Source organism: Helcococcus sp. SA-HE-C1 (genome assembly GCF_985670335.1).
This window is the reverse complement of sequence record NZ_OZ484652.1, coordinates 221,638-247,931: the sequence shown is the minus strand read 5'-3', so window position 1 is coordinate 247,931 and position 26,294 is coordinate 221,638. Positions and strand designations below refer to the sequence as shown.

Genomic DNA, 26,294 nt, shown 5'->3' with positions numbered 1-26,294 from the left:
AGGAGAAGAATGTGGATAAATGTTGATAACTTTAATCTAATGTATTATTAAACATTATTATACATCTGGATTTCCTTGTTTAAATGTTAGATTTAAATCTACATTTTTTCCATCTCTGTGTACATTAAGTTTAACTGTATCTCCGGTCTTATACTTTAATAATATTTGTTTCAATTTATTCATGGAAATAACTTCTTCACCGTTAATTCCAACTAATATATCATTTGGTTTCAACCCAGCTTTTTCAGCCGCTGTTCCTCTTAATACTTCTGAAATAAATATACCTTTATCGTCTTTAATGTCATAATTAGCAAAATATTGCTTATAGTTAAGTACATTTATTCCTCTTATACCTAGTGTGACTTGTGAAAATTCACCTTTATTTATAACTGACTCCATTACTCTTTTCGCAACATTTCCAGGGATTGCAAATCCTATCCCATCTGTATTACCAGCTTTAGCTGTATTTATACCTATCAATTTACCTTCAGAATTTAACAATGCTCCCCCGCTATTTCCTGAGTTTATTGATGCATCTGTTTGGATTAAGCCATTCATAATATTTCCGCCTTGAACTGTTATGGATCTGTCCAGACCTGAAATATAACCTGAAGTTAAAGTTGATTGTAGATTTAATCCAACTGGATTTCCTATCGCTATAGCTTTATCTCCGATTTGAATCTTGTCTGAATCTCCAAATTCAATAGGAGTTAAATTGTTTTTATTTACTTTTAGTATAGCTAAATCTAATGTTGTATCTCTCCAAACCACTTTAGCTTCCGCATTTGAATTATCTGAAAATAACACTGAAATTAAACTAGTATTTTCACTTACTACATGAGCATTTGTTAAAATATATCCATCTTTACTTACTACAACACCTGATCCAATTGCTTCCCCTTGTGAAATGGTTCCTCCAAAACCAGATTCTCTTTGAACTTTAGTTCTAATTCCAACCACTGATGGTATCGCTTTTTTAGCTACTGCATTTTCTACATTTGATTCTTTTTTTGTTAAAATGTTTACCGGATTAGAATTTTGAGTTCCATTATTAGTTGTTCTTTGGTTTCCAAATTGAGTATTTGCAAGTGGACCAGCAAATGCTCCTACAATAGCACCAACTAAAACTAAAGCTACTGCTTTTAAGAAACTCTGTTTTGGTTTGTTTTTTCTTATCTGATCATCAACATATGTTTTATCAACATATTCTCTATATTCATTTTTATTATCATTAAAATCATCTTCAATAAAATCATTATTTTCATTTTTATTAAAATCATCTTCAAAGGAATTCGAATTTCCATATTCAAAGTTTGATGATTCACTAATTATATCTATTTTTTCTGTTATTTGATTTTCTTCTAAATCTTTTTTTCTTCCATTTAACCAATTATCAAAATCGTCTATTCTTCTATTATCTGCCATTTAGTCCTCCTATATCTTGTCTTTGAGTTAATTATATGAAAGTCTTATATTAGAAATATGTTTATTGTGTTTAAAATGTGAAAAGACTAAAGTTTTACATAAAACTTTAGTCTTTTCATCTAATTACCTTTAGTAGATGTATTATTATCTGTATTTAACACTTCTAAAATATTGTTTCTATTTTTTTTTAAACTTTCCTTATCTATTATTAATACATATAGTCTTTGATTTCTCATAGCATACGAAGGTTTTTTTGCTCCTTCACCATTTATATCTTGTGAGCTTATATTTAAATTCCCACCATTTGATATTGCAGAATTTAATAACTCTATAGCTTTATTTGTAGGAATATTTGTATTTACAGAATTTTCTAAAACTTTTAATATTTCATCTAACTTTAATAAACTAGCTGGGTTTGCAATTTTTTTAATCATAGCTGCAATTACTCTCTCTTGATTTCTACCTCTATCATGGTCTCCATCAGGCAAATTATATCTTTCCCTTACAAAGAATAATGCTCTTTCTCCATTTAAATGAATTTTACCTTTTTCATAATAATGTTCACTAACTCTAGACTTAAACGCAACAGGATTATCTACATCCACGCCCCCTAATACATTAACCATTTTTATTAAGGAATCGAAGTTTATTCTTGCATAGTATGGAATTTTTATATCCAAGGCATTTTCTAATGTTTTAACAGAGGTTTGCACTCCATAAATACCTGCATGAGTCAATTTATCATATTGATTTTTACCTTCACCGGGTATCTTTAAGTATGAATCTCTAGGTACAGATGTTAGTAATACTTTTCCAGTTTTAGGATTAAATGTTGCAATTATATTTACATCTGATCTTGATACTGTGTTTACATCACCATATGTATCAATTCCTGAAATATATATATTAAAAGGTTCTTGAGGTTTAACATGACTTCCCTCAGCCCCAACATTATCCTTATTTAATTTGTTTATAGTTCTATCTACCTTCGTCATAACATTAATAGCCATTACAGTAGCCGCCGTTAAAGCTATCATTATTATAAAAGCTAAAATATTTAGCTTTTTCTTACTTTTGTCCCTTATTAATATATACATAATTATTTCAATTATAAGGAGTATAACTATTACAATAAGTCTTTCTACGAAAGGTAGAATGTTCTTAAAATTAATAAAAAAAATAAAAGTAACAACTACTATTAAATTTATGGCGAATAATAGTTTTGCTAATTTTGAACTTTCCACATTAACTGCTCTTTTACTTTGCATGCTATATCTGTCGCCATTTTTTCTTCTATTAAAATTTTTATTTTCCATTTTATCTCCTGCCTGTTTATTTTCTAAAATTTATTTAATGCATTTTTAACAATTTTATCATATGGAATTACTATAGAAATATAGATAACAATATATATAATTATTGTAGTGAATATCCAAATCAAAATTATTTTCCAAAATAAATTTAACATAATTCTGAATAGCGAAATTGAAATTTGACTATCAATAAAAATATAAGTCATAGTCGTTAATATTATAGCACTTATAAATGCTATTAGCGATATAAATGTGATTATTATTATATTTTCTAATATTATAAATTTTTTTAGCTCTTTTCTTCCTATTCCTGCACTTAATTTAAGTATTATTTCTTTTTTTCTATTTAATATAGTAGTATAAGTTGTATTTATTATATTCATTATTAATATTGGAATTATAACCATTAGAAATGCTGTAATAATAATTTTTATAATTCTATACTCTTGAAATGGCATAAATGTTTGATAAGTATTTGGATACTTACTAATAATTGAATTTATCTCGTATCCTATTTTTTTATCAAATTTTTGCCTGTCTAATCCCAATATAACTCTAGATGAATCTATATCCATCCCCAATTCTTTAGATATAACTTTGAATTTACTTTCACTCATAATCATTATTTTTTGATTTTGAGCATATGTATTGTAATTTTTTCTTTTACTTTCCATATATTCCACATCTATGGTAAGAGATGGTTCATTAGTGCTTTTCTTAACATTATTTAATAAATTTATATCTATTTTTCTATTTTTTTCTATACTAATATTTTTAGAAAGTTTACCATCTAATTTATCTTGTTTATTTTGTTCTGTTATATAAATCTTATCCGATTTATATATAGTCTTAAACGCTTCATCATCATAACTTAAAATGGTCCAGCTATCAGTTTCGATTTCTCCATCTTCTTTTTTAATTTTAAGCGTTTCATTTTTTTGTGTTATTTTATATTTAGTCTTTAACCCAACAATTTTATCTAAATCCATTTTTAAATCTTCAGAAAAATTATAATTTGTTTGAAAAACTAAATTTGCTCTATGTGGATTAGTTGAGTTTATCAATGGAGAATCCAGCACTATTAAATAAAATCCAATTATTAAAAATAGTGTTAACCCAATTGTTGTAGCAATAAATCTACCATTAAATATTTTAATACTTTTTTTCATCCTCCTAAAATTATATAATACCACATTATCCTTAAAAAATTCATTTATTTTAAATTTATTTATGATAGTTTGATTTATCCTTCTTGATTTATAATTTTTAAACGATGAATTTTTTAATACTGGAAGAGTTGATATAGCATTTACGACAAATAATACTACTATAACAGAAACCAATACTAACCAAAATACTTTCTCATCATTTGCCCACTCTAAGTTTATATTGGAAATAACCGAAGATTCAGACACTATATTGTTTACACTGTTATATATAAACTTCATTACAAACTTTGTAGATATATATGAAACAGGGAAACATATTATTAGATAAAGTATAGTATCTAAAAAAATCATTTTCCATAATTGACTGTTAGTTAAGCCTATCATTTTTAATGTCGTAAAGTCCTTTATTCTTTCATCAAAATTTAATGAGAATATATTGTATATAAATGAAAACACTGCTACCAATATAAAGATTAATAAACTTAAAATTACAATCGATGTCACATCACCATATTTTATTAATGAACTGTTTTTTATCGATATTAGTTGGTGGTTAAAATCAGCTTCCACTCCATATTTTTTTATTTGAGCATTTATTTCATCACTAGATTTTCTTAAATCCTTATAAGATTCTAAGACTCCATATATATTATAATCATTTTTTATGTGTGAATTATATTCAAAAATATCCCCTTGATAAATTACATCTTTCATAGGAGATATTATATTTACATTATTTCTAGTTACTCGAGAATAATAAAGAGGATTATATGTGGTTTCTATTGATGGTGAACTATGAAAACCAACAATTTTATATTTTTTAATACTTTTATAATTGTCGACTATAGTATTGAAATCCTGCTTTTTTAACGAATATAAATCAAAAATATCTTCTGTATTGTTAGGCTTATTTAATTTTGACTCAAAACTTTCTAGCGGTTCTTTTCCTTGAATCTTTCTCAATTCATTTATTGTAAAATGATTTCCTGAATTACCTATATTGTCTTTACTGACACTAGGTCTTATACCTAACTCCACTATATTTCCTATATTGTTAAATGCAGGGTAGACATCCTTCATGTCATAAGGCACTAGAATTTCTCCTTGTCTTGATGGCATTTCTCCTTCAACTAGAAAGTCTGGCATAGTATATTTTCTGAAAAATTTATCTTCAGCTTCAACAATGTCAAACCCTAAATAGTAATCTAAACCTAAATCGATATTTTTATTGAGAATTTTTACAGTATCAACAGCTTTTAGTTTGTAATAATCTTTTACATTTTCAACTTTTCTAATTTCTTTTTCTATTTCTATATTTGAACTTTTTATCTTAAAATCATAGTCTCCGTCAACTGAAATAGACGTATTTTTATATATTTTATTTAGTGATAGAATAAGATTTCCTAACGCTATAACCAATCCGATTGATGCTATAATACTAAATAATGCAAATATAGTTCTTAACTTATTATTTATTAAATATCTAAACGTTATTTTATTTATTATATTCATCATTTTTATCCAGTATTATTCCATTTTCTAATTTTACAATTTTATCCGAAAAAGAAGCATATGTGAGATTGGAAGTGACCATTACAGTAGTTATCCCATACTTATTCTTGAATATTTTTATTAAATCAATTGTATCTTGACTATTTTTTTTGTCTAAATTTTTAGTAGGTTCGTCTAATAACAATATGTAAGGTTTTGTAATTAGAGCTCTACAAATTAAAACCTTTTGTTTTTCTCCTACAGAAAGTTCATCAGGAAAATGATCTAGTCTTTCATTCAATTTAAAATAATCTATTAAATAGTTAAATAATTCTTTATCAACTTTTCCGTTATCAAGACTAACTGGGAGCTCAATATTTTCTTTAACAGTTAATAATGGTAATAAATTAAAAAATTGTAAGACTACCCCCATATTTCTACGTCTATATATAATAAATTTTTCATTATTCATATCCAGTATATTATTTTCTTCGATGTATACTTCTCCACTAGTAGCCTTTTCGATTCCTGAGAGTATGTTTAATAGTGTAGATTTACCACCGCCACTTTCTCCAACTATGGATACAAATTCTCCCTCATTAATAGTTAAATTAATTTTTTTTAGAGCAAAAACTTCTTTATTTCTTTTTTTATAAGTTTTATTAAGATCAACAATTTTTATAATTTGCATATTTCCTCCAACTATATAAATTTAAATAGCTCATATAAAATCATCTTAGAAAGATTAAGCTAAATTTAATTTCATTATCTAAATTTTGAACACTGATTGTGCCAAATTGTCTTTCTACAATTTGCTTGGATAGATTTAAGCCAATACCAACAGACTCCGGATTATTATTTTGGGGGGATTTATAAAATCTTTGAAATATTTTATTCAATTCCTCACTAGGTATATTGTCTCCCTGATTTGTTACATCAATCTTTACCATCGCAACATTTACAGTGTAATTTATATTTATATCTGTATTTGGATAGGCGTGTTCTGTAGCATTCTTAACAATATTTAATAAGGCTTCACTTGTCCAGTTGAAATCGAGTTCGACTTCGGCATCTAAATTCCCAGTATGTGATATAGTCAGATTATTTACGTTTAATTGCCTTAAAAGTAATGATTCAAAATTCTCAGAAAGAGCAGCAATTTCAAACTTTTCTTTTTTTAATGTAATTGAATTCGCTTCAAATCTTGAAATTTTTAAAATTGATGTAATGAGCCATGTGAGTCGTGCTATTTGACCTTCACTTAAACTTAAGAATTCTTTATTCTGTTCACTCATATTTTCATCACCAAGTAAAATTTCATTGTACATACTTAATGCTAAAATAGGAGTTTTAACTTGGTGCGAAATATCTGTAAGTACTTCTCTCATTTTTAAATGTTCTTTTTCTAATTTTTGGCTATTTTTTCTTATAGTGAGTCCAAGTTTATTAAATCTATTATTTAACTTAGAAATTAAACCCTGATCAATTTCTGGTAAATGTTTATTAAAAGAATTATCTGCCACAGAGTTAATAAATTCATCTATATCATTAATATATCTTTTCTGACTACGATTTAAATATATAAAATTTATAATATGCATAATTAGAAAAATACTTATTGTACTAACTAACAATATCATGATATTGTTAGAAGTTAATTTTTCATCTACTCTGGAATTATACTTGTTATTTTTTAATTCATTTAATATTTCATTAGTTTCTTTCTGAGACCTTGAATTTGCTATTTCTTTTACAATATCTCTGTCTTCAAATCTTTTATAATCAACGATTTGCACAATAAGTTTCTCTTCTATATTAAATAAATTTTCATTTATCTTTGAATTCAAGTATCCTACGGCAATAATACTTGCTAAAATAATTAAAACTAAATTAATTAAAACGATTTTAAAATATCTTCTTCCCTTAAATAAATACACTATTTAACCTCTACTGACCACTTATAACCACTTCCTCGTTTAGTTATAATGTATTTAGGATTTTGTGGATCATCTTCTATTTTTTCCCTAAGTCTATTTATATACACTGATATAGTAGAATAAGCTTGAAAATCAGCGTCGCTATCCCATAAATATTCTAATAATTTTTCCCTAGATAATATTCGATTATAATTATCCATGAAAAAATTAATTAGTTTATATTCAGTTTTTGTGAGATCTACAACAATACCAGATTTTACTAATTTAACATCCTTTATATCCACCAATAAATCTCCAGATTTTTTGTAATTTACTTCTTGTTCTTCAATTCTTTTTAACAATCTATTTATCCTTACTTCTAAAATTTTTAAGCTAAAAGGTTTTGTTATATAATCATCAGCCCCAAAATTAAAACCTTTTAAAATATCTGATTCTTCATCTTTTGCGGTTAAAAAGATAACGGGTGTATTCTTTTCTATTCTTGCTAATTTTACTAATTCATAACTTTCACCATCAGGTAATGTAATATCTAGCAAAACTATATCAAATGTATTATTACGTAACGTCTCTTTTGACTCCTTTAAGGTTTCACAATGTGTAATTTCAAAATTCTTTTTATTAAAATAATATTTTATTCCTATACTTAGTGATTTGTCATCTTCAACTAACAATAATTTAGACATTTCCCCTCCTGTGTTAAATTATTTTATTTGAATCTTTTTTTATTATATATCATATTTACTTCTATATGTTAACAATAATAATTAATATAGTATTTGTGATGATAATAGCACCATTTAAATATATATTTAATTTCTCACAGATATCTCTATTTTCTAAACATATTACTTCTATCTTAACCTCAATTTATTTGCAAATATCAGAAAATATATTAGTTATTTTCTTAAAACAACACTAACCTAATAAAAATTTGAAAAATATCATATTTTGATTTATATGCGTGTATAAAAGATCCAAATCTATTTATCCTAATTTCTATATTGCCTTGTGTATCTGTTCTATAAATTTTAATTTTTTCTTTATCCAGTCTATTCAAAACTTCAGATGTTGGATGTCCATATCTATTATTTTTACCCGCTGAAATTATTGCCGTATCTATTTTATTATTTTTTAAGAATTCTTTTTTGGTAGAATGTTTACTTCCATGATGTGCAACTTTAAGAAAATCTATAGTATCATTTATTTTTATATTAACTTCATTCTCCTCTACATCACCTGTCAATAAAATCTTTTTTCCATAAATTTCCAATAATAATACTAGCGATGCATCATTTGAGGTTTTTCTTTCTAACCCATCTAAAACAACCAAAAAGTTTAATCTTGATATTTTGATTTTTTCTTTTTCTCTCAATATATTTCTTTTATATTGATTCTTAGAATTATTGTATAAGTTCTTTATCTTCATTTTTTTGACTAAATATTCTAGATTCCCAATATGATCAAAATCTGAATGAGATATAAATATTGAATGAAAGTTATATACTTTATTATTTATCAAATATTTATATAGTTTTTCTCCACTAATCTTTGGATTTAATGGATTCCCACCAGTATCATACATTATATTTATTCCATTATCTCTAATGAGTAGTGCATCTCCCTGTCCAATATCAATAAAATTTAATATCACCACGGGTAGAAAAAGATATTTAATCATCACAATAAATAATATACTATATATATACGTTCTATATTTTCTTGTTCTATTAAGTACAATTCTGTAATTTAATATTACTATTAAAATTACATAGTAAATGACTATATCAATAATTGAAAAACTTAATCTTATTGAAAAAGTATCTTTTACCATTAAAAAAGGAGAAAGTAAAAGAATCAACTAAATTAAATACTATTTCTACCATTTTTGCAATCAAATTAAAATTAGTTAATATAAGTAAAAATCCTGAAAATAATCCAAAGCTTATTAATGGTAAGGTTAATAGATTTATAAGTATTGTAAGTAAATTTATTGAATTAAAATAATAAATCAAAAATGGAAGAAGGCCAATTTGTACCGCAATCATAGTTAATATTTTTTTATCTACTGTTATAAAAATATTTTGCATTCTTTTTTTATATATGTTAAAGAAAATATTGATGCGTATGACAAATAGAAAGCTGCTGAATAAATATAAAATGGATTTATAATTAGGCATATAAGTATTGATAAGATAAATATATTTATATCATCTTTTATATTTTTTGTATAAATAGCTGATACTGATATTATATAGATTGATAAAGCTCTAATAAGTGATACGGGAAAATTTGTAATATATCCATAAAATACAAGTAAAATAATTATAATGATAGAATAATATTTTTTATCAATTTTTAGTTTTTTTCCAATTATATCAAGAAATAAAATTATAATATTAATATGTAGACCTGATATAGCAAGTACATGTGCAAGTCCAAGTTCTTTATAATTTGAAAAATCACTCTCGTTTCTAATTCCCAATATCATAGATTTCAATAGATTTGAAGTTTCGGTGCTTAAATTTTTTTCTAAAATACTCTCTACATGTCTATGGATAAAGTATTTTATACTTTTACTTTCACCAATTTTACTTATACTGTAAGGTTTAATTTCATAAAATATTTTTTTAGATTTATAATATTTTTCTTTATTAAAAACATTAAAATTATTTTCACTTTCTGGAATCTGAAATTTTCCTTTTATATTCAAAATGCTTCCCAGGTTAAAATTTTCATTACTTTGAATTAAATAATTATATTCTTTTGAAGTGATTTCATAGCTATATCCAAATTTATTACTTTTTTTTGAAATTACTTCTGCCTGAATTGAATATTTTCCACTTTTTATAGTTTTATTTTCATATTTCAAACTCATAGAAATTAACGATATAACTAAAATAAAAATAGAAATTAATGCTGTTTTAGGATATTTTATAAATAATACAAAATATCCTATTACAATAAATATGACTAGATTTAGATTCAATTTTACAAATTCATTTATAAGAATAGAAATTGTATAGGATAATAGGATAATAAATATTGGACGCTTCATACCTTTTCCTTATAGTAAATTGTTAAAGATTTACTATAATTATATAAAAAAGAAAAAGTGAAATATTGTCAAAATTATTACCAATTCGACTTATTTCACTTTTATATATTTTATTCACTAACAGTATAATGATTTACATTTACATCTAACTTATAAATAATATCTTTTCTTTCTACAATTATTTCTGTTCTTTTACTTAATTCTTCATCTTCCTTAATCATATCAAAAAATATTTTTGAAGGATTTATTGCTACTGCATTTTTAAATGTTTTTAACATTGAAAAATCTCCGTTTGTATCTCCATAAGCATATGAATTTTCTACATCTATATTATATTTTTCAATCAATTTTGTAATTTCAGCTTTTTTTGATTTACTATCCCAGAGTTGGATTATTTCTCCTGTAAAATAATCCTCTTCATTAAACAGATAGTCTGTACCTTGTCCATCATCTATGCCGTATACTTCGCCTAACATTTTAACTAGATATGTTGGAGATCCTGAAACGAAAAATACCATGTGTCCTTGTTCTTTATGATATTTAATTCTATCTCTTGTGTATCTATATACTAATTCTCCACCTTCTTCTATTACCTGCTTTGCTGTTTCTAAAATTAAAGCCTTACTAATTCCTTTTAGTTTTTCTTTATATAAAATTCCTACTTCACTAATAAAATCGTCATAGTTTCCATATCTTTTTTCAAACGCTTCATACTTAGCTTTAATGTTTTTATAATAAGACTCTTCATCAATAATTCCATACTTAACTAACTTCTTAAAATGCTTTAACATTATAGATTCTCTTACAAGTGTACCATCTATATCAAAAAATGCTCCTATCATCAATACTCCTTCTATTTACTTTTAGTTTTACTAACAATTTTATTTTTATTTAATAACAACCCACCAACGTCCAAAATCATAGAGGATAAAAGCCCAACAACTGCAAATGTTATTATTTTTATAGATGTCTCTATGGAATTTAATCCTGATTTTTGTAATATTGAACGAGCTCCTATAAATAAAAATATTAATCCTACCAATAAAATAAATGAAGATACAGCATATTTTAACCATTTTTTCTTAGTCAATACATTTAATAATATTATGGCAATAATTGAAATAATTGCAATTATTGGAATAATTGCAGTTGCTCCACTATTTTCGGAAATTATATTGAATAAACTTTTCATTTTCACTCCTAAAATTTGTATTTTTCAATCCATTTTAATTCTTCATCATTTAATGAATACTTTGTTTAATCTGTAAATACAATAGCTTTATCGTTTTTAATTACTAGTGTATGTTCAAATTGACATGATTTTTCTCCGTCAATTGTTCTCGCCACCCATCCATTTGATTCTAGTTTTTTTTGCCATTTTCCAATATTTATCATTGGTTCAATAGTTATTGTCATATTTTCTATAAGTCTTTTTCCTCTACCCGCAGTTCCATAATGTGGTACTTGTGGATCTTCGTGCATCTCTTTTCCTATTCCATGTCCAACGAAATCTCTTACAACAGAGAAACCATTTTCTTCAGCATAGGTTTGAATTGCATTTCCTATATCTCCAAGCCTATTTCCTGAAATAGCTTTTTCAACACCCAAATTAAGACATTTAAATGTCACATCCATTAGTTTTTGATCCTGTTCTGAAAGCTTTCCGATTGCATATGACCAACAAGAATCAGATAAATAGCCATTATATGATATTACATTGTCAATTGATAAAATATCTCCTTCCTTAAGAATATCTTCTTTTCTTGGAAAGCCGTGACAAATTACATCATTAAGAGATGTACATAATGCGTAAGGAAAACCCGAATATCCTTTTTGCAACGGAATTATCCCTTTATAATTCATAAATTTTTCTGCAAAATCATTTATTTGCATAGTACTCAATCCTGGTCTTAAAATTTTTTGTATAGCGAGATGAACTTTACAAAGCATCTCACCCGCCTTTTCCATTCCATTAAGTTCTTCTTCACTTTTTATTACTATCATTTTATTCTCCAACTAACTCAATAAATATTTTTTCTTCTTTTATCCCCTGAAAATCCTCATCCTTTAGGGCAAATTCTCTTAAATCTTCATTTAAGGATATTGATTTTCTTAAATCATTCATAGAAAGTTCTATTTCTCCCAATTTCATATATGAGCATAATCGATTATAGTATAAATTTGCCTTGGAATCACAAGCACTTTTTATCCCTTCATTTAATATTTTTATAGAATTTCGATGCATGGATTTTTCTATATATAATGCAGAAATATTTAAATATATATTACAATAGCTGGGATTCAATTCTTTAGCAATATTATATTGTTCAATAGCTTCCTTAAATTTCTTCAATCTACCTAGCACTACCCCTTTGTTAAAGTATGGTCTAAAATAATATGGTTCAATTTCTATAGCCATATTTAATGAAGATAAAGCCTCATCAAATCTATTTGTGTTTTCAAATATTGCTCCCATGTTGTTATATGCCATATAATCTAAAGGATTTAGCTCAACAGTTTTTTTATATTTTTCTATAGCTTCATCAAATCTTTCCTGATAATCATATAAATTAGCTAAGAAAAAATATGCTCTATCATAATTAGGGTTTTTATCAATACATAGTAAATAATATTTTTCTGCTTTTTCATAATTCTTCATCTTTTCATAAGACATAGCAATACCGTATATTGCCGCAGGTTGATTTTTGTCAAGTCTATATATTTCAAAAAATTTATTATTAGATTCTCTAAAATTTTCTAACTCATCATTTATTAAAGCTTGAAAGTAAAGTATCTCAATCTGTTCTTTTTCATCCGCAAAATCTAAAGCCTTATTAAATAGTACATATGCTTCTTCTAAATTTCCTTTAGAATAAAGTTCTTCTGCTCTTTTCCTAAAATTAAAATATTTAATATTCATAATTACCTCTTATTTACAATTATACCAAATAAATTAGTACATACTCAAATTAATTAATTTAATTTGATTTAGTAATCTTATTTTGATATTCTATAAAGAATATTATATAAAAAGGGAGTATTTATGAAAAAAAATAATTTAAATGCAATCTATTCAATGATATTAATAGCATTGTTTGGACTTAGTATAGGTAGTTTATTTGATTTACAAATTAATAAGATTTTCTATCTAAAAGGAAATTTTATACCCGAATTTTTTAAAATTACCGGAGAAATGCCCATGATAATTTTAACTATAACTTCTTCTCTTTTAATTATAAAAAATGAATACACAAAATTAAATAAATTTCAAATCGGATTCCTAACACTAGTTTTTATAGTTTTACCAATAGGATCATCGTTAAGCATACAATCTTATTATGGAATTAGAAATACTTTTCTAATCTTCTTAATTTCTTTTTTTTATTTTATGATAGCTATTTCAATTACTAAAGTTATTAAAATAAAAAATAATGAATTTACAAGATACCTTTTATTTGTAATCATATCAATAATTACAATATTCCTTCTTTTTAATATTATGAAAAATATTTGGGGAAGAATGAGATTTCATGTAATGCTGTCAGAAAATAGTTTTTCCGGATTTACAAATTGGTGGAAAATAAATGGGCTTCCTAAGTCTGATGATTTTAGATCATTTCCATCTGGACATACAGCTGCAGCTGCAACTACGCTTGTACTAACTCTTGTCCCCTTTGAAGCTGATTCAAAATTTAATCTTTTTTTCAAATATATGCCTGTTTTTTGGACAATTTTTACTGCAATATCAAGAATAATGGATGGAGCACATTTCCTAAGTGATGTTTCCATGTCTATAATAATATCAGGGCTAGTTATTATTACAGTACATAAATTGTTACAAAAAAAATAATTTTTTATTGAAAATAGGGAAATAATGAAACATTATCTCCCTATTTTTGTGATTATTTTATAATCTTAACTCTTTTATTTATGTCTTCTTTTTCTTTTTCATCTGGTTCACTCACAATACCACCAAATGGCATTTCTGCTAATAATTTATAATTTTCAGGAATACCAAACATTTCTTTAATTTTAGAATCTATAATAGGATTATAGTGTTGTAATGATGCACCAATATTTAATTCTCTGAGCATACTCCAAACTGAAAGTTGTAACATACCATTAGCTTGATTTGCCCAAATTGGGAATTTATCAGCATAAGTAGTAAATTCTACTTGCATATTATTTATTGTTTCTAAATCATAGAAAAATAAAACTGTTCCAGCTCCTGATTTAAATGAGTCAATTTTGTCTCTTGGAACCTGTCCTTCAAAAATATTATATATTTCATCCCATAGTTGATCATGTTTTTCATTAAAAACTATAACTACTCTAGCACTTTTCATATTAAATGCATCTGGTACTAATTCTGTAACTATTTTAATTTTGTCTTCTATTTCTTTTTCTGAAACTGGTAATTCTTTGTTAATATTATAATATGTTCTTCTTTTTTCTAGTGATTTTATAATATTCATTAATTCTCCTTAATTTTAATCGTTTGTATGGCTTACAAAACATATATACCCTCTTTTATTATAATATAACATCAATTAAAACTTTATTAAAATTATATCCTAGATTATATCAAAATGTTTTAATGCATTATAAATTCCATCATTATCTATATCTTCAGTCACATAATTTGCTATCTCTTTGACGGTTTTACTTGCATTGCCTACGGCTATACCTATATTACAATTTTTTATCATTTCATAATCATTCAAACTATCTCCAAAAGATACAGTTTTATCTATATCTGCATTCAAATATTTCATTATCTTTTGAATTCCTGTAAATTTGTTTACACCTTTGGCTATTAGTTCCGCATATTCGCTATATTTAAGCAAATAAAAATCTTTATCAATAAATTTTTCAAACTCTGCATATGAATCTATATCTTTTCCATAAAGAGTCATTTTACTAATTTCTTTTCTCTCATTAAAATAATCATCTATATTTTTTAATCTCTCAATTCTATAATCATATGCTGAATGCTCATAATTACTTTTTTTCTTTTTAGCTAAAAGTTTTTCATTTCTTGTTGCTTGAGAATATATTGCCTCTTTATGAGAGTACACTTCATCTACTCCCTCAAGAACATAAGCTATATCTGTTTTTGATAATTCGTAAATTATATTGTCAACAAGATGTTCTGGCATGACCTTATTGTATATAACTTTATCTCCAACTCTAACATAACCTCCTGCCGCTGCAATAACACCGTCAAAATTAAATTTATACATTATAGATGGTATCTCAGCATATGATCTACCCGTACAAATAAAGATTTTGTGCCCCTTCTCTTTAGACTCACTTAATCCTTTTATAGTTGATAAAGATATTCCTTCTTCATGACTTAGTAAAGTTCCATCTATATCAAAAAATAGATATTTCATAATTTACTCCTTTTCTTAAATTAGCAATAAAATGTTTTCAAAAAATTCTTTAATCCCATCATATATGTTTGAAAAAAAATTTAATTTAGTAACATTTCCTCTATTTACTAATTTTATAGTTTCAATAGTTTCATTTCCTACACTTAGCTTCAATTCACCTAATTGTTCTCCATCTTTATATGGTGCTTTTTTATCATCATATATTTTATATTCAATTTTTAAGTTTTCTGATAAATCTATTAATTTACTAAAATCTTTTTCTGGATATAATGGAATTCGTCTTTGTTTAACTCCACTATCGTATTTATCTGTAAATGGTATATCTTTTTTTAATATATCTACCTGAGAATAACCATCTCTTATTTTAGAGGCCATTTCTAATGTTAAATCATCTCTATGTTTTATATCGTTAGCACCTATTACAACAGTTATAATCCTTAAATTATTTTTTGTATTTTCTTTACTAAAATCAAATAATCCTGTATAACACGCTCCTGCCTCTTCTGTATAGCCTGATTTTAAGCCTAACATAGACTGCATACCTAAATTATTAAAAAAAGGCTTTTTCTCTAAATTTCCTTTTTCAGGAATAAACCAAGTTGAATATTTTGAAAATTCTTCTACTTCTGGATATTTTTTCACTATATATCTAGCAAGATCAAACATATCTTTTGCAGACATTTTATTATATATTAATTGTCCTGTAAGTCCATTTTCAGTCAAACCCGATGGATTTATAAATTCAAATTTTTTTAATCCTATTTCTGTCGCTTTTTGTTCCATCATCTTTACAAAGTTTTTCAAATTTCCCGCAATATATATCGCTAATGCATTTGCAGCATCATTCGCAGAAACTAACATAAGCCCTTCAATTAATGTTTTAACAAATATCACGTCATCTTTATTTAAAAACATCCTAGAATACCCTGGTATATTAAGAATCAGCTGCTTCCTTAGTAATTATCACATTATCAGATAGTTTTATACTTCCCTTAGATATTTCGTCTTTTACAACTAAATAAGTCATCAATTTAGACATGGACGCTATAGGTAACACTTGCTCTTCATTTTTCTTATATATGGCTTCTCCAGTCTTTGCATCACCTACAAATACAGCCTTAACATCCTTGTCGTTTACAAATTTTTTCGCAAATGAAATAGGCATAAAATTTAGAAATATTACAAATATTAGCGTTATTATAACACTCTTTTTTTTCATTTTTTCTCCTCGTTATATTTTCTCCTTAAATATTCCATAACCTCAACATCTTGCTTTTTAGGATAAATATAATTTTCTTTCTTAGCAATAGCCATTGCTATTTTTCTAAACAACTGTGCTGATTTAAACATAAATGTCCACGTATCCTCTTGAATATTAGTTATTTTAACCAACTCTTCATAATATTCTTCATCCAGATATATTTGTATGTTTTGACCATATTTATTCAAAATAATTTTATTGTTATATTTTATAGCAATAAATACATTTGAAACTCTTATTAGTTTGTTAATAATTTCACTCTTTAACAAATTAGTTTTTAAAATATTTTCATTATGTAAATTAACATATATGCTTATTAGTTCAAAGTAAAATTCTATACATTCTTCTATGTATTCATCTCCATCTGGTATTCTTAGATGATCATACTCTTGTGATTTTTCATCATACTCGACAAGGACATCATCTTTATCAGAAATTATCTCGAAATTACCTAGACATTTTAACACATTATTTATCTCACTAATATTTACAAAAATTAACTCAATGTATTTTTCATTTGAAAATATTTTATAATTATAACTGTCAATACTGTTTATTTTCTGTGGTACTATTTTACTTAATATTATGTCTTTGTCATTACTTATATCTCTAACTATATCAGAAAAATTTGATAAGTCTTTAAGACAAACTAATAATTTATGTTCCATCATTGACTTAGAATAAATATAGCTTAATTTTTTTTGTCTTAGATATAAGAACAATCTAACATTTTTATTTTTTTCAATTTTATTTCTTAATAATATCAAATAATTATCCATATACACTCCTTTATATTATTCTATTATATCGGTTTACTAATATCAATAAATAATATTATTTGACATCACAATGATTAGTCGATAGAATGTGGTTAAAATAAAATAAAAAGGAAGATATATGTTTAAAGAATTTAAGAAATTTATTTCTCGTGGTAATGTATTAGATTTAGCTATTGGGATAATAATGGGGACTGCATTCAGCGCTATTGTAAAGTCGCTTGTTGATGATATTATTATGCCCCTTGTAGGTGCATTAATAGCAAATGTAGATGTAAAAAAATTAACATTAAAAATTGCTGGTGTTGAATTGGGTGTTGGAGTTTTCATTAATACTATTATTGTATTTTTAATTGTTTCATTTGTAATGTTTATACTTGTAAAAGGATTTAACAAACTTAATGATAGATACAAAAAAGAAGAATCTCAACCAACCACAAAAGAATGTCACTTCTGTAAGACAGATATTCATATAGATGCAACTAGATGTCCTCATTGTACAAGTAAATTAGATACTATATAAGGGTCTGTAAATAATTTTGTGTATCAACCTATTTCCTGATATTAAAGGGTATGGGTTGATACATTTTTTGTATCAATAGATATTCATTTCTTAAGAAATGAAGCTTAACTTAATTTTACACATTATTAATACACTGTCAAATTTTGTTAAAAATTTGCAGATATTTTTTACTATTGCTTTCTATTTTTTTTATTATATCCTCCCTTCAAAATATATTGATAATTGTGATAACACCTTATCCCAACCTCTTATTCTACTAGTCCACTTAGCTGAAGCATCTGCCATAGCTAGATAAAGACTTTTTTGTAATGCATAATCATTTGGAAATATTGCTTTATTTTTAGTTACTTTTCTTAACTGTCTATTAAAGTTTTCCATAGCATTTGTTGTGTATATCATCTTTCTAATACCTTCAGGATACTTAAAATATGTTGATAATTCAGCCCAATTATTTCTCCATGAAGATACACATGTAGGATATTTCTTACCCCACTTATCTTCAAATACATCTAAATTGGTTAGTGCTAAATCTTCTGTAGGTGCTTTGTATATTGACTTTAAGTCCTTCATCAACTCTCTAATATCTTTGTATGATACATATTTAGTAGAGTTTCTTATTTGATGTATTATACATTTTTGTATTTCCGCTTTTGGATAGACTGCTTCTATTGCTTGAGTAAATCCTGGTAGATTGTCTGTTGAGAAGATTAATACATCTTCTAGCCCACGTTCTTTTAATTGATTTAATACTAAAAGCCAATATTTACTTGATTCATTTTCTCCTACCCACATACCAAGTATTTCCTTAAAGCCTTCTAAATTGTATCCTAAAGCTATGTAAACAGCTTTTTTAACTACAATATTATTTTCTCTAACATGATAGTGGATTGCATCTAAAAACACCATTGGATAGACTTTATCTAGTGGTCTGTTTTGCCACTCTTCTATTGTTGGAAGTATCTTGTTAGTTATTTTACTTACCATAGTTTCTGATAATCCAAAACCATAAATTTCTTTAATATGAGCTGATATGTCTCTAGTAGTCATACCTTTTGCATACATTGATATTATTTGATTCTCTATATTTGATATGTCTTTTTCATATTTTTTAAGTACTTGTGGTTCAAATGAAGCATATCTATCTCTTGGAATATTAAGATCTATATTTCCATATGAAGATTTAACAGTCTTTTTACTTGATCCATTTCTAGTGTTTAGTGATAGTGGAGCTTGTCCATATTCATAGTCTAGATGCTCATCAAGTTCAGATTTAAGCATTTGTTCTATTGCATCACCTAAAAGGTCTTTAAGTGCATTTTGTAAATCCTGAGCAGTTTCTGGTTGATATTCTTCTAGTAACATTTTAGTTATTTTATTTAGTCTTGTTTCTGGTCTTTTTCTTGGCATAAAAATTCCTCCTAATTAGTTTTTCTTTACCCTAATCAGTAGGTTTCTATACACAAAATTTTACACAGTCTCCTATATAATTAAATACCGGATACATTTTGATCCGGTATTTATTATATCTCAACACCAACAGATTCTTTAGCTAACTTATCCGCCATGTCATTGTATTTATCATTTGAATGCGCTTTAACCTTTATAAAATCAATATCTATTTTAGAATTTACCAAATCTATAAATTTTTTATATTTTTGCGTTAATTCTTTATTAGTTTTCCATTCACCTAAAGCCCAGGCTTTTATTCCCATATAATCAAAGTGTAAATAAATCTTGGATTTTCCTTTTTCCATTGCATATTTTATCGCTTCAATAGAACCATATATTTCTCCTGCAACATTCCTATGATCTATGTATTTTTCATTATCATCAAAACCATTAAATGTATGCTCTCCATTTACATCAATTATAACTACACCATAACCAAAAACTTTGGTATTTTGATTATAAGATCCATCTACATAAGCTATTAACTCATTATCTTTAATCTTATTTTTATTTAAATCAAAAATTTGTCTCTCTTGATTTTTTACATATAACTCAGCTTCTTCTTTTGTCTTAAAACTTTTATACTCTGCACCTTTATATCCTTTTACATAAGAACTGCACTCATCCCACGTGTTAAATATTCCTATTTTGCGACCATTTCTTACGGCGTAAAACTTTTTACTCATAAAACTTTTTATCCGGCTCTTTTTCACTATGAGCGATTCTTGATGCTGCTGATGCCGCTAATGCAGCAATTATATCGTCTAAAAATGTATTAACATTTCCTTCTTTATCTTCATCCACTTTTTTTATAATTCCAGATTTCACTTTATCTAAATAACCAAAATTAGTCAATCCTATTGAACCATATAAGTTGATTATAGATAGTGGTAATATCTCATCAATACCATATAATCCTTCGTCCGATTTTATAATGCTTAGTATAGGTTCCTCTATCAAATTTTGTTCTGCTAATTTATCTATTTGAATACCTGTAAGCACAGCGTTTACAACTTCCCGTTTTTCTAAAATTTTATTTAATGAATATATACAAAATTCTATTGAAAGATTTGGTACATATGGTGATTGTAACTCATAAACAATTTCCGCTATATCACCAATAGTTACTCCTCTTTCATTTAAGGCTTTTTTAGCATATTCTGTAAGTTCATTCATAGGGTATTTGTACTTAGCCTTTAAATTATTTTTTTTCTCATTTATATATTTTTTATCTTTACTCATTTTCTTTCCTTAATTAAAATCCTGGTTTACCTAGCATTTTAAACATATTTCTTTTGTATGTTTCTACACCTGGTTGATTAAATGGATTTACATCTAAAACATAACCTGACACACCAACTGCATATTCAAAGAAATATAATAGTTTCCCTAAATTATATTCATTGATTTCTTCGATTTGGAATAGAAGATTTGGAACATTTCCTTCTACGTGTGCTGCCATAGTAGCTCTTGTAGCTACTTTATTCACTTCATCTACAGTTTTTCCTGCCAAATAGTTTAATCCATCCAATGATTCCTGTTCTTCTTTTATTACAAAATCATATTTTGGTTTTTCTACTTCAATAACTGTTTCGAAAATATTTCTTTCTCCATCTTGAATTATTTGACCTAATGAATGTAAATCCGTTGTAAATATAACCGATGCTGGGAAAATACCCTTATTATCTTTCCCCTCAGATTCTCCAAATAATTGCTTCCACCACTCTGTAAAAAATCTTAGTCTAGGTTCATAAACTGCCATTATTTCAATTTTTTTACCATTTCTATATAAATAGTTTCTAAATGCAACGTATTTTAATATGTCATTATTCTCAAAATCTCCATTTAATGCTATTTCTCTATAATCAGCAGCCCCCTTCATCAACTCGTCAATATTAAATCCTGCTACTGCAATTGGTAAAAGCCCTACTGCTGTAAGAACTGAGAATCTTCCCCCAACATTGTCAGGTACCACAAAAGTTTCATAATCATTTTTTTGAGAAAGTGTTTTTAATGCACCTTTTTGCTTATCTGTAGTAGCAAAAATTCTATCTTTTGCTTTTTCTTTGCCATATTTTTCTTCTAGTATATCCTTAAAGATTCTAAAAGCTATCGCTGGCTCAGTTGTTGTACCTGATTTTGATATTACATTAATTGAAAAATCTTTATCTCTTATATATGATGACAATTCAAAAATCTCTGTAGATGATAAATCATTTCCCACAAAAATAACCTCTGTTTTAGACTTTTGATATTTGTTCTTAAGAGCTGAAATAACTGCCTCTGCCCCTAAATATGAACCACCAATACCTATTGCAACTAATACATCTGAATTTGATTTTATTTTTTCGCTAGCTTGTTTTATTCTTGTAAATTCTTCTTTATCAAAATTTATAGGTAAATCAACCCATCCAAGAAAGTCATTCCCTTCTCCATCACCTTCTTTTAATCTTTTATCCGCTTTTAACACTTCATTTTTTAATTCTTTCCACTCATCTTTATAAATTCCGTATTCAAAATTTAATTTCATTCTATACTCCTATCTCTAAATATAATAATGCAACATCATCCTTTTGAATCCATCCATCTGAAATTTCTAATCTCATTTAGTAAATCATGAACAAAAATATTGCTTTTTCTATTTAATTTTATCCACTCTATTAATCTTTTTTCACCAAAAAATTCACCTGAGGAATTAATAGTTTCAGTTAGACCGTCAGTATAAATCAATATTCTATCGCCCTTAACTAGCTCTATTTTCTTCTCTTCGTATTCTACATCTACAAATATATTACTAATTATTTTTCCTTTATTTTCTAGTATTTGAATTTTTGTATCATTAAATAATATTGGAAAACAATTATGTCCAGCATTTACATAACTAATAGAACTTTTCTTTTTATCTATTAACATAAATAATATAGTGAAATATTGGCTTACGTCTAATCCTAATTCAGCATATCTAGCTTTTAATTCTATAATTATTTCTGATGTTGTATAATTTGGATATTCTTGTAATATACTAAGCATAGATTGTCTAATAAACATAGTCATTATTGACGCTGATATCCCATGTCCTACTACATCAGCAATATACACACCAATTTTGTTTTTATTTATCTCTATAACATCAAAAACATCTCCTGATAAATTGTCAGAAGGTTCATGTCCATATTGAAATTTTACATAACCAAAATTATTTTTTTTAGGAAGTATGCTTTTTTGTATGCTTTTCGCTAATATCATTTCATTATTTATCTTTTGATGCGCATCAAAAAGCTCCATTGTAATATCTCTTTCGATTGTTATATCTCTATATACCTCTATAAAACCTAAAATTATATCATTATAATCATAAATTGGTGACGCTTTTATCGAATAAAGTTTATTGTCTATTCTAACTTCATCAACAAATGGCGAATTATTTTTATCATAAACATTCTTAAAATATTTTGATGAATTAATAATTGTATCATCGTAATGAATTGTTTTTTTTAGTGTATCTCTCATCGCTTTATTTTCAAATAAAATTTCTCCATGCTTATTTCTAATTCTAACAAGATCTTCCATGGCTTCCAGGAATCTAAAATTTGAATTTTCAACGAGCCGAGTGAAATTTACTGTTTTTCTAATTTGACTCATTTTAACCTCATAATAAATTTAATGGATCAACGCCTAAATATTGGTAGTAATCAACTTCTATTCTACCATTATATAGTTTCCTTTTTTGATCACTTACCTTTTTAACTTCTCTTTCAAAATTTTTATCCGATGTTATAAAGAAAAATGACCACGTTGTAAGTATATCAAACAATTTTGATATACTTTTATAAATTTTTTGAATTTCTTTTTCTTCACCTATTCTTTCCCCATAGGGCGGATTAGAAACCATTACTCCAAAATTATTTTGAAGACCTACATCTTTTATATCCTTCGTGACAAATTCTATATCTTCATCTACCCCTGCATTTATTGCATTTTTTTTTGCTATATCTATAGCTTTTTTATCTATATCAAAACCCATTATTTTGAAATTTATATCTGATTTAATAGCTTTATACGCTTTGATTTTTTCTTCTTTATAAATTTTTGAATCAAAAAAATTCCAATTATTAAAAGCAAAATTTCTAGATATCCCTGGTGCAATATTTTTAGCAATTAGGGCGGCTTCTATAGGTATTGTTCCTGAACCACAAAAAACATCTACAAAATTTCTATCCGCATTCCAATTTGATAGCTGAACTAATGCTGCTGCTAGTGTTTCCTTAATTGGCGCCAAAGTCTGATCTCGTCTATATCCTCTTTTATGTAATCCCGAACCAGATGTGTCTAATGTCACTGTCGCCACATCCTTATATAGTGCAATTTTTATATTATATAAAGGGCCGCTTTCTGAAAACCACGTCTTATTATATATTTTTGATAATCTTTTAATGATTGCTTTTTTAGTAATAGCTTGATTATCTGATATAGAGAACAACTTTGATTTTTGAGATTTACCTGATATAACAAATTTTCCATCTTCTGATAAATACCTCTCCCATTCAAAATTATTAATATTCTCAAATATATCATCGAAGGATATCGCTTGAAATTCTAAAAGTTTAATATATACTCTTTCAGCTGATCTAAGCCATAAATTCGCTATAATAATATCTCTTTGTGTACCAATAAATTCAACTTTACCATTTGAAACGGATATATTCTCAAAACCAAGAGCTTGGCACTCCTGCTTTACAACAGATTCTAACCCGAATACTGTTGAAACTATAATATTATATCTTTCTTGCATATTATCCTCCCCATTATAAATTATATCAGTAAGATACAATTTTGTTAACCATTTTATTATACAAAATTGTTATTTTAAATTTTAAATTATTAATTTTTTTTTATTTATTTAAAATAAAATCGTTTACATATTTTTTATATTGATTTTATGTTGACATAAAATCTCTTATTGATAAAATAGTTTTGTCAGCTATTACTTTTTATTTTTAAGGAGAGATTTATGGGAAAATTCTTTAAATTGAAGGAAAATAACACTACGGTGAAAACCGAAATAATAGCAGGTATTACAACATTCATGACAATGGCATATATTTTATTTGTAAATCCAAATATTTTAGCTGAGACAGGAATGAATAGAAACGGTGTTTTTGTTGCTACAGCTTTAGCCGCAGCATTTGCTACAATATTAATGGGGATTTTTGCAAAGCATCCATTCGCATTAGCTCCAGGTATGGGATTAAATGCTTATTTTACATATACTGTCGTAATGGGATTTGGATATTCATGGCAAGAAGCTCTATTTATTATTCTAGTAGAAGGGATTGTCTTTTCACTACTTTCATTCGTAAAATTAAGAGAATTAATTTTCAATTTGATTCCTAGAGATTTAAAAGAAGCTATTTCTGTAGGTATTGGCTTCTTTATCGCATTAATAGGATTTGGAAATGCAGGCATAATAACAAACAAGGGTGCAACCCTTTTATCATTAGGATCAATAAAAGAAAGTGGTCCATTATTAGCAATTATAGGTTTAATTATTACTGCAATTTTAGTTGCAAGGAATGTAAAAGGTGCTATCTTAATAGGTATTATTATTACTACAATTATTGGTATCCCTATGGGTGTAACAGTAATCCCTGAAAATTTTAGATTGATTCAAATTCCTCAAGGGTTAAGTGAAGTGTCATTTAAAATTCAAATTCCAAAAAATTTATTTGAGCCAACAATATTGATTGCAATTTTTACATTTCTATTTGTGGATATGTTTGATACAGTCGGAACACTTGCTGGTGTTGCAACAAAATCAAATATGTTAAATGAAAAAGGAGAATTACCAAGAGTAGAAAGGGCTTTACTATCTGATGCCTTGGGAACTACGGTTGGAGCTTTACTAGGAACCTCAACTGTAACAACATTCGTAGAATCTTCTGCTGGTGTTGCCGAAGGGGGTAGAACGGGGCTAACTGCAGTAACAACAGGTATATTTTTCTTGTTAGCAATCTTATTTAGCCCATTATTTCTATTAGTTCCCGGACAAGCAACTGCTCCTGCATTAATTATTGTCGGTATATTCATGGCTCAATCAGTTAAAAACATTGAATGGAATGATTTTACAATTGCGATTCCAGCATTTATAACTATTACTGGTATGGCATTCACATATTCTATCGCTGAAGGTATTGTAATGGGTATGATTACTTATACAATTATAAACTTGGCTTGTGGCAAAAAGGAAAGAGTTAATCCATTAGTTGCTATTTTAACTGTCGTATTCTTATTAAGGTATATATTTATGCCATTATAAATTTCAAATTGTTTTCTAACAAATAGTCGATACAGTTGTTGAATAAAACTGTTTCGACTATTTTTTATAAAAAATATAAATAAAAACAGAGACAAATATTTCTAAATGTCTCTGATATAAATTCTAACTTTTTAAGTTATTTCAAATATATTTTATTTTTCATTTATAAGTTTAGTTCAAATT

27 protein-coding genes are annotated in these 26,294 nt (G+C 26.3%); 4 read left to right on the top strand and 23 right to left on the bottom strand.

The window, feature by feature from the left end:
• Nucleotides 1-57 precede the first annotated feature (57 nt).
• The 7 genes from AC4KN9_RS01330 to AC4KN9_RS01300 all read right to left on the bottom strand — a co-directional run bounded on the left by AC4KN9_RS01330 (nucleotide 58) and on the right by AC4KN9_RS01300 (nucleotide 9,013).
• Nucleotides 58-1,425 (bottom strand): S1C family serine protease, encoded by a 1,368-nt coding sequence (locus AC4KN9_RS01330; RefSeq protein WP_491016884.1) that lies wholly within the window; start codon nucleotides 1,423-1,425, stop codon nucleotides 58-60.
• Between the two features lie 119 nt (nucleotides 1,426-1,544).
• Nucleotides 1,545-2,741, bottom strand: coding sequence for an LCP family protein (locus tag AC4KN9_RS01325; RefSeq protein ID WP_491016883.1), 1,197 nt, complete (start codon nucleotides 2,739-2,741; stop codon nucleotides 1,545-1,547).
• Between the two features lie 23 nt (nucleotides 2,742-2,764).
• Nucleotides 2,765-5,419 (bottom strand): FtsX-like permease family protein, encoded by a 2,655-nt coding sequence (locus AC4KN9_RS01320; protein ID WP_491016882.1) that lies wholly within the window; start codon nucleotides 5,417-5,419, stop codon nucleotides 2,765-2,767.
• Entirely contained in the window at nucleotides 5,403-6,089 is a 687-nt protein-coding gene (locus AC4KN9_RS01315; RefSeq protein ID WP_491016881.1) for an ABC transporter ATP-binding protein, read from the bottom strand. The genes AC4KN9_RS01320 and AC4KN9_RS01315 overlap by 17 nt, the downstream gene beginning before the upstream one ends.
• Before the next feature lie 40 nt (nucleotides 6,090-6,129).
• Nucleotides 6,130-7,335 (bottom strand): sensor histidine kinase, encoded by a 1,206-nt coding sequence (locus AC4KN9_RS01310; RefSeq protein WP_491016880.1) that lies wholly within the window; start codon nucleotides 7,333-7,335, stop codon nucleotides 6,130-6,132.
• Nucleotides 7,335-8,018 carry a response regulator transcription factor gene (locus tag AC4KN9_RS01305; RefSeq protein WP_491016879.1) on the bottom strand — a complete coding sequence of 228 codons (684 nt, stop codon included), beginning with the start codon at nucleotides 8,016-8,018 and terminating at the stop codon, nucleotides 7,335-7,337. The genes AC4KN9_RS01310 and AC4KN9_RS01305 overlap by 1 nt, the downstream gene beginning before the upstream one ends.
• Before the next feature lie 221 nt (nucleotides 8,019-8,239).
• Nucleotides 8,240-9,013, bottom strand: coding sequence for a ComEC/Rec2 family competence protein (locus tag AC4KN9_RS01300; protein ID WP_491016878.1), 774 nt, complete (start codon nucleotides 9,011-9,013; stop codon nucleotides 8,240-8,242).
• A 113-nt stretch (nucleotides 9,014-9,126) separates the two neighbouring features.
• On the opposite strand from AC4KN9_RS01300, the gene AC4KN9_RS01295 reads away from it, so the two are divergent.
• Complete coding sequence (locus AC4KN9_RS01295) at nucleotides 9,127-9,339, top strand: hypothetical protein (protein ID WP_491016877.1); 213 nt, start codon at nucleotides 9,127-9,129, stop codon at nucleotides 9,337-9,339.
• Nucleotides 9,340-9,403: 64 nt separating this feature from the next.
• Here AC4KN9_RS01295 and AC4KN9_RS01290 read toward each other — a convergent pair whose 3' ends face one another.
• From AC4KN9_RS01290 to AC4KN9_RS01270, 5 genes are all read right to left on the bottom strand, one after another.
• Entirely contained in the window at nucleotides 9,404-10,390 is a 987-nt protein-coding gene (locus AC4KN9_RS01290) for a ComEC/Rec2 family competence protein (protein ID WP_491016876.1), read from the bottom strand.
• Between the two features lie 110 nt (nucleotides 10,391-10,500).
• Nucleotides 10,501-11,232 carry an HAD family hydrolase gene (locus AC4KN9_RS01285; protein ID WP_491016875.1) on the bottom strand — a complete coding sequence of 244 codons (732 nt, stop codon included), beginning with the start codon at nucleotides 11,230-11,232 and terminating at the stop codon, nucleotides 10,501-10,503.
• A gap of 11 nt (nucleotides 11,233-11,243) precedes the next feature.
• The gene (locus tag AC4KN9_RS01280; RefSeq protein WP_491016874.1) at nucleotides 11,244-11,582 is read right to left on the bottom strand and encodes a hypothetical protein; all 339 of its coding nucleotides are present in this window, start codon (nucleotides 11,580-11,582) and stop codon (nucleotides 11,244-11,246) included.
• A gap of 65 nt (nucleotides 11,583-11,647) precedes the next feature.
• Nucleotides 11,648-12,394, bottom strand: coding sequence for a type I methionyl aminopeptidase (gene map, locus AC4KN9_RS01275; protein ID WP_491016873.1), 747 nt, complete (start codon nucleotides 12,392-12,394; stop codon nucleotides 11,648-11,650).
• A 1-nt stretch (nucleotide 12,395) separates the two neighbouring features.
• On the bottom strand, nucleotides 12,396-13,310 hold the full coding sequence (locus AC4KN9_RS01270) for a tetratricopeptide repeat protein (RefSeq protein WP_491016872.1): 915 nt from the start codon (nucleotides 13,308-13,310) through the stop codon (nucleotides 12,396-12,398).
• Nucleotides 13,311-13,433: 123 nt separating this feature from the next.
• On the opposite strand from AC4KN9_RS01270, the gene AC4KN9_RS01265 reads away from it, so the two are divergent.
• Nucleotides 13,434-14,240, top strand: coding sequence for a phosphatase PAP2 family protein (locus AC4KN9_RS01265; protein ID WP_491016871.1), 807 nt, complete (start codon nucleotides 13,434-13,436; stop codon nucleotides 14,238-14,240).
• A gap of 52 nt (nucleotides 14,241-14,292) precedes the next feature.
• Here the strand turns inward: AC4KN9_RS01265 and AC4KN9_RS01260 are convergent, their stop codons facing one another.
• From AC4KN9_RS01260 to AC4KN9_RS01240, 5 genes are all read right to left on the bottom strand, one after another.
• Nucleotides 14,293-14,865 (bottom strand): nitroreductase family protein, encoded by a 573-nt coding sequence (locus tag AC4KN9_RS01260; protein ID WP_491016870.1) that lies wholly within the window; start codon nucleotides 14,863-14,865, stop codon nucleotides 14,293-14,295.
• Nucleotides 14,866-14,964: 99 nt separating this feature from the next.
• The gene (locus tag AC4KN9_RS01255) at nucleotides 14,965-15,786 is read right to left on the bottom strand and encodes a Cof-type HAD-IIB family hydrolase (RefSeq protein ID WP_491016869.1); all 822 of its coding nucleotides are present in this window, start codon (nucleotides 15,784-15,786) and stop codon (nucleotides 14,965-14,967) included.
• Nucleotides 15,787-15,801: 15 nt separating this feature from the next.
• A complete protein-coding gene (locus tag AC4KN9_RS01250; RefSeq protein ID WP_491017913.1) occupies nucleotides 15,802-16,719 on the bottom strand; it encodes a D-alanyl-D-alanine carboxypeptidase family protein in 918 nt (305 codons plus the stop codon).
• Nucleotide 16,720: 1 nt separating this feature from the next.
• Nucleotides 16,721-17,005, bottom strand: a complete 285-nt coding sequence (locus AC4KN9_RS01245) for a serine hydrolase (RefSeq protein ID WP_491016868.1) — start codon at nucleotides 17,003-17,005, stop codon at nucleotides 16,721-16,723.
• Nucleotides 17,002-17,826 (bottom strand): aminoglycoside 6-adenylyltransferase, encoded by an 825-nt coding sequence (locus AC4KN9_RS01240; RefSeq protein ID WP_491016867.1) that lies wholly within the window; start codon nucleotides 17,824-17,826, stop codon nucleotides 17,002-17,004. Before AC4KN9_RS01240 ends, AC4KN9_RS01245 begins: the two co-directional genes overlap by 4 nt.
• 118 nt (nucleotides 17,827-17,944) lie before the next feature.
• On the opposite strand from AC4KN9_RS01240, the gene mscL reads away from it, so the two are divergent.
• Complete coding sequence (gene mscL / locus AC4KN9_RS01235; RefSeq protein ID WP_491016866.1) at nucleotides 17,945-18,346, top strand: large conductance mechanosensitive channel protein MscL; 402 nt, start codon at nucleotides 17,945-17,947, stop codon at nucleotides 18,344-18,346.
• Between the two features lie 192 nt (nucleotides 18,347-18,538).
• Here mscL and AC4KN9_RS01230 read toward each other — a convergent pair whose 3' ends face one another.
• The 6 genes from AC4KN9_RS01230 to AC4KN9_RS01205 all read right to left on the bottom strand — a co-directional run bounded on the left by AC4KN9_RS01230 (nucleotide 18,539) and on the right by AC4KN9_RS01205 (nucleotide 24,587).
• On the bottom strand, nucleotides 18,539-19,753 hold the full coding sequence (locus AC4KN9_RS01230) for an IS256 family transposase (protein WP_491016865.1): 1,215 nt from the start codon (nucleotides 19,751-19,753) through the stop codon (nucleotides 18,539-18,541).
• A gap of 113 nt (nucleotides 19,754-19,866) precedes the next feature.
• Nucleotides 19,867-20,481: a ribonuclease H1 domain-containing protein gene (locus AC4KN9_RS01225; protein WP_491016864.1), complete on the bottom strand. Its 615-nt coding sequence runs from the start codon at nucleotides 20,479-20,481 to the stop codon at nucleotides 19,867-19,869.
• Entirely contained in the window at nucleotides 20,474-21,037 is a 564-nt protein-coding gene (locus AC4KN9_RS01220; protein WP_491016863.1) for a phosphatidylglycerophosphatase A family protein, read from the bottom strand. The genes AC4KN9_RS01225 and AC4KN9_RS01220 overlap by 8 nt, the downstream gene beginning before the upstream one ends.
• A 13-nt stretch (nucleotides 21,038-21,050) precedes the next feature.
• On the bottom strand, nucleotides 21,051-22,325 hold the full coding sequence (locus tag AC4KN9_RS01215) for a glucose-6-phosphate isomerase (RefSeq protein WP_491016862.1): 1,275 nt from the start codon (nucleotides 22,323-22,325) through the stop codon (nucleotides 21,051-21,053).
• A 35-nt stretch (nucleotides 22,326-22,360) separates the two neighbouring features.
• Entirely contained in the window at nucleotides 22,361-23,437 is a 1,077-nt protein-coding gene (locus tag AC4KN9_RS01210) for a PP2C family protein-serine/threonine phosphatase (RefSeq protein WP_491016861.1), read from the bottom strand.
• A gap of 7 nt (nucleotides 23,438-23,444) precedes the next feature.
• Nucleotides 23,445-24,587 (bottom strand): THUMP domain-containing class I SAM-dependent RNA methyltransferase, encoded by a 1,143-nt coding sequence (locus AC4KN9_RS01205; protein WP_491016860.1) that lies wholly within the window; start codon nucleotides 24,585-24,587, stop codon nucleotides 23,445-23,447.
• Between the two features lie 219 nt (nucleotides 24,588-24,806).
• Here AC4KN9_RS01205 and AC4KN9_RS01200 point away from each other — a divergent pair, with 219 nt between their 5' ends.
• Nucleotides 24,807-26,111: an NCS2 family permease gene (locus AC4KN9_RS01200; RefSeq protein ID WP_491016859.1), complete on the top strand. Its 1,305-nt coding sequence runs from the start codon at nucleotides 24,807-24,809 to the stop codon at nucleotides 26,109-26,111.
• The last annotated feature ends 183 nt before the right edge of the window (nucleotides 26,112-26,294 follow it).

Coding starts and splice junctions, on each gene's coding strand:
- AC4KN9_RS01285 (WP_491016875.1), bottom strand. CDS start 11,232: ATGATAGGAGCATTTTTTGATATAGATGGTACACTTGTAAGAGAATCT.
- AC4KN9_RS01260 (WP_491016870.1), bottom strand. CDS start 14,865: ATGAATATTATAAAATCACTAGAAAAAAGAAGAACATATTATAATATT.
- AC4KN9_RS01290 (WP_491016876.1), bottom strand. CDS start 10,390: ATGAAGCGTCCAATATTTATTATCCTATTATCCTATACAATTTCTATT.
- AC4KN9_RS01220 (WP_491016863.1), bottom strand. CDS start 21,037: ATGAGTAAAGATAAAAAATATATAAATGAGAAAAAAAATAATTTAAAG.
- AC4KN9_RS01265 (WP_491016871.1), top strand. CDS start 13,434: ATGAAAAAAAATAATTTAAATGCAATCTATTCAATGATATTAATAGCA.
- AC4KN9_RS01330 (WP_491016884.1), bottom strand. CDS start 1,425: ATGGCAGATAATAGAAGAATAGACGATTTTGATAATTGGTTAAATGGA.
- AC4KN9_RS01300 (WP_491016878.1), bottom strand. CDS start 9,013: ATGATTAAATATCTTTTTCTACCCGTGGTGATATTAAATTTTATTGAT.
- AC4KN9_RS01230 (WP_491016865.1), bottom strand. CDS start 19,753: ATGCCAAGAAAAAGACCAGAAACAAGACTAAATAAAATAACTAAAATG.
- AC4KN9_RS01205 (WP_491016860.1), bottom strand. CDS start 24,587: ATGCAAGAAAGATATAATATTATAGTTTCAACAGTATTCGGGTTAGAA.
- AC4KN9_RS01280 (WP_491016874.1), bottom strand. CDS start 11,582: ATGAAAAGTTTATTCAATATAATTTCCGAAAATAGTGGAGCAACTGCA.
- AC4KN9_RS01270 (WP_491016872.1), bottom strand. CDS start 13,310: ATGAATATTAAATATTTTAATTTTAGGAAAAGAGCAGAAGAACTTTAT.
- AC4KN9_RS01245 (WP_491016868.1), bottom strand. CDS start 17,005: ATGAAAAAAAAGAGTGTTATAATAACGCTAATATTTGTAATATTTCTA.
- AC4KN9_RS01225 (WP_491016864.1), bottom strand. CDS start 20,481: ATGAGTAAAAAGTTTTACGCCGTAAGAAATGGTCGCAAAATAGGAATA.
- mscL (WP_491016866.1), top strand. CDS start 17,945: ATGTTTAAAGAATTTAAGAAATTTATTTCTCGTGGTAATGTATTAGAT.
- AC4KN9_RS01200 (WP_491016859.1), top strand. CDS start 24,807: ATGGGAAAATTCTTTAAATTGAAGGAAAATAACACTACGGTGAAAACC.
- AC4KN9_RS01320 (WP_491016882.1), bottom strand. CDS start 5,419: ATGAATATAATAAATAAAATAACGTTTAGATATTTAATAAATAATAAG.
- AC4KN9_RS01315 (WP_491016881.1), bottom strand. CDS start 6,089: ATGCAAATTATAAAAATTGTTGATCTTAATAAAACTTATAAAAAAAGA.
- AC4KN9_RS01215 (WP_491016862.1), bottom strand. CDS start 22,325: ATGAAATTAAATTTTGAATACGGAATTTATAAAGATGAGTGGAAAGAA.
- map (WP_491016873.1), bottom strand. CDS start 12,394: ATGATAGTAATAAAAAGTGAAGAAGAACTTAATGGAATGGAAAAGGCG.
- AC4KN9_RS01240 (WP_491016867.1), bottom strand. CDS start 17,826: ATGGATAATTATTTGATATTATTAAGAAATAAAATTGAAAAAAATAAA.
- AC4KN9_RS01305 (WP_491016879.1), bottom strand. CDS start 8,018: ATGTCTAAATTATTGTTAGTTGAAGATGACAAATCACTAAGTATAGGA.
- AC4KN9_RS01255 (WP_491016869.1), bottom strand. CDS start 15,786: ATGAAATATCTATTTTTTGATATAGATGGAACTTTACTAAGTCATGAA.
- AC4KN9_RS01210 (WP_491016861.1), bottom strand. CDS start 23,437: ATGAGTCAAATTAGAAAAACAGTAAATTTCACTCGGCTCGTTGAAAAT.
- AC4KN9_RS01325 (WP_491016883.1), bottom strand. CDS start 2,741: ATGGAAAATAAAAATTTTAATAGAAGAAAAAATGGCGACAGATATAGC.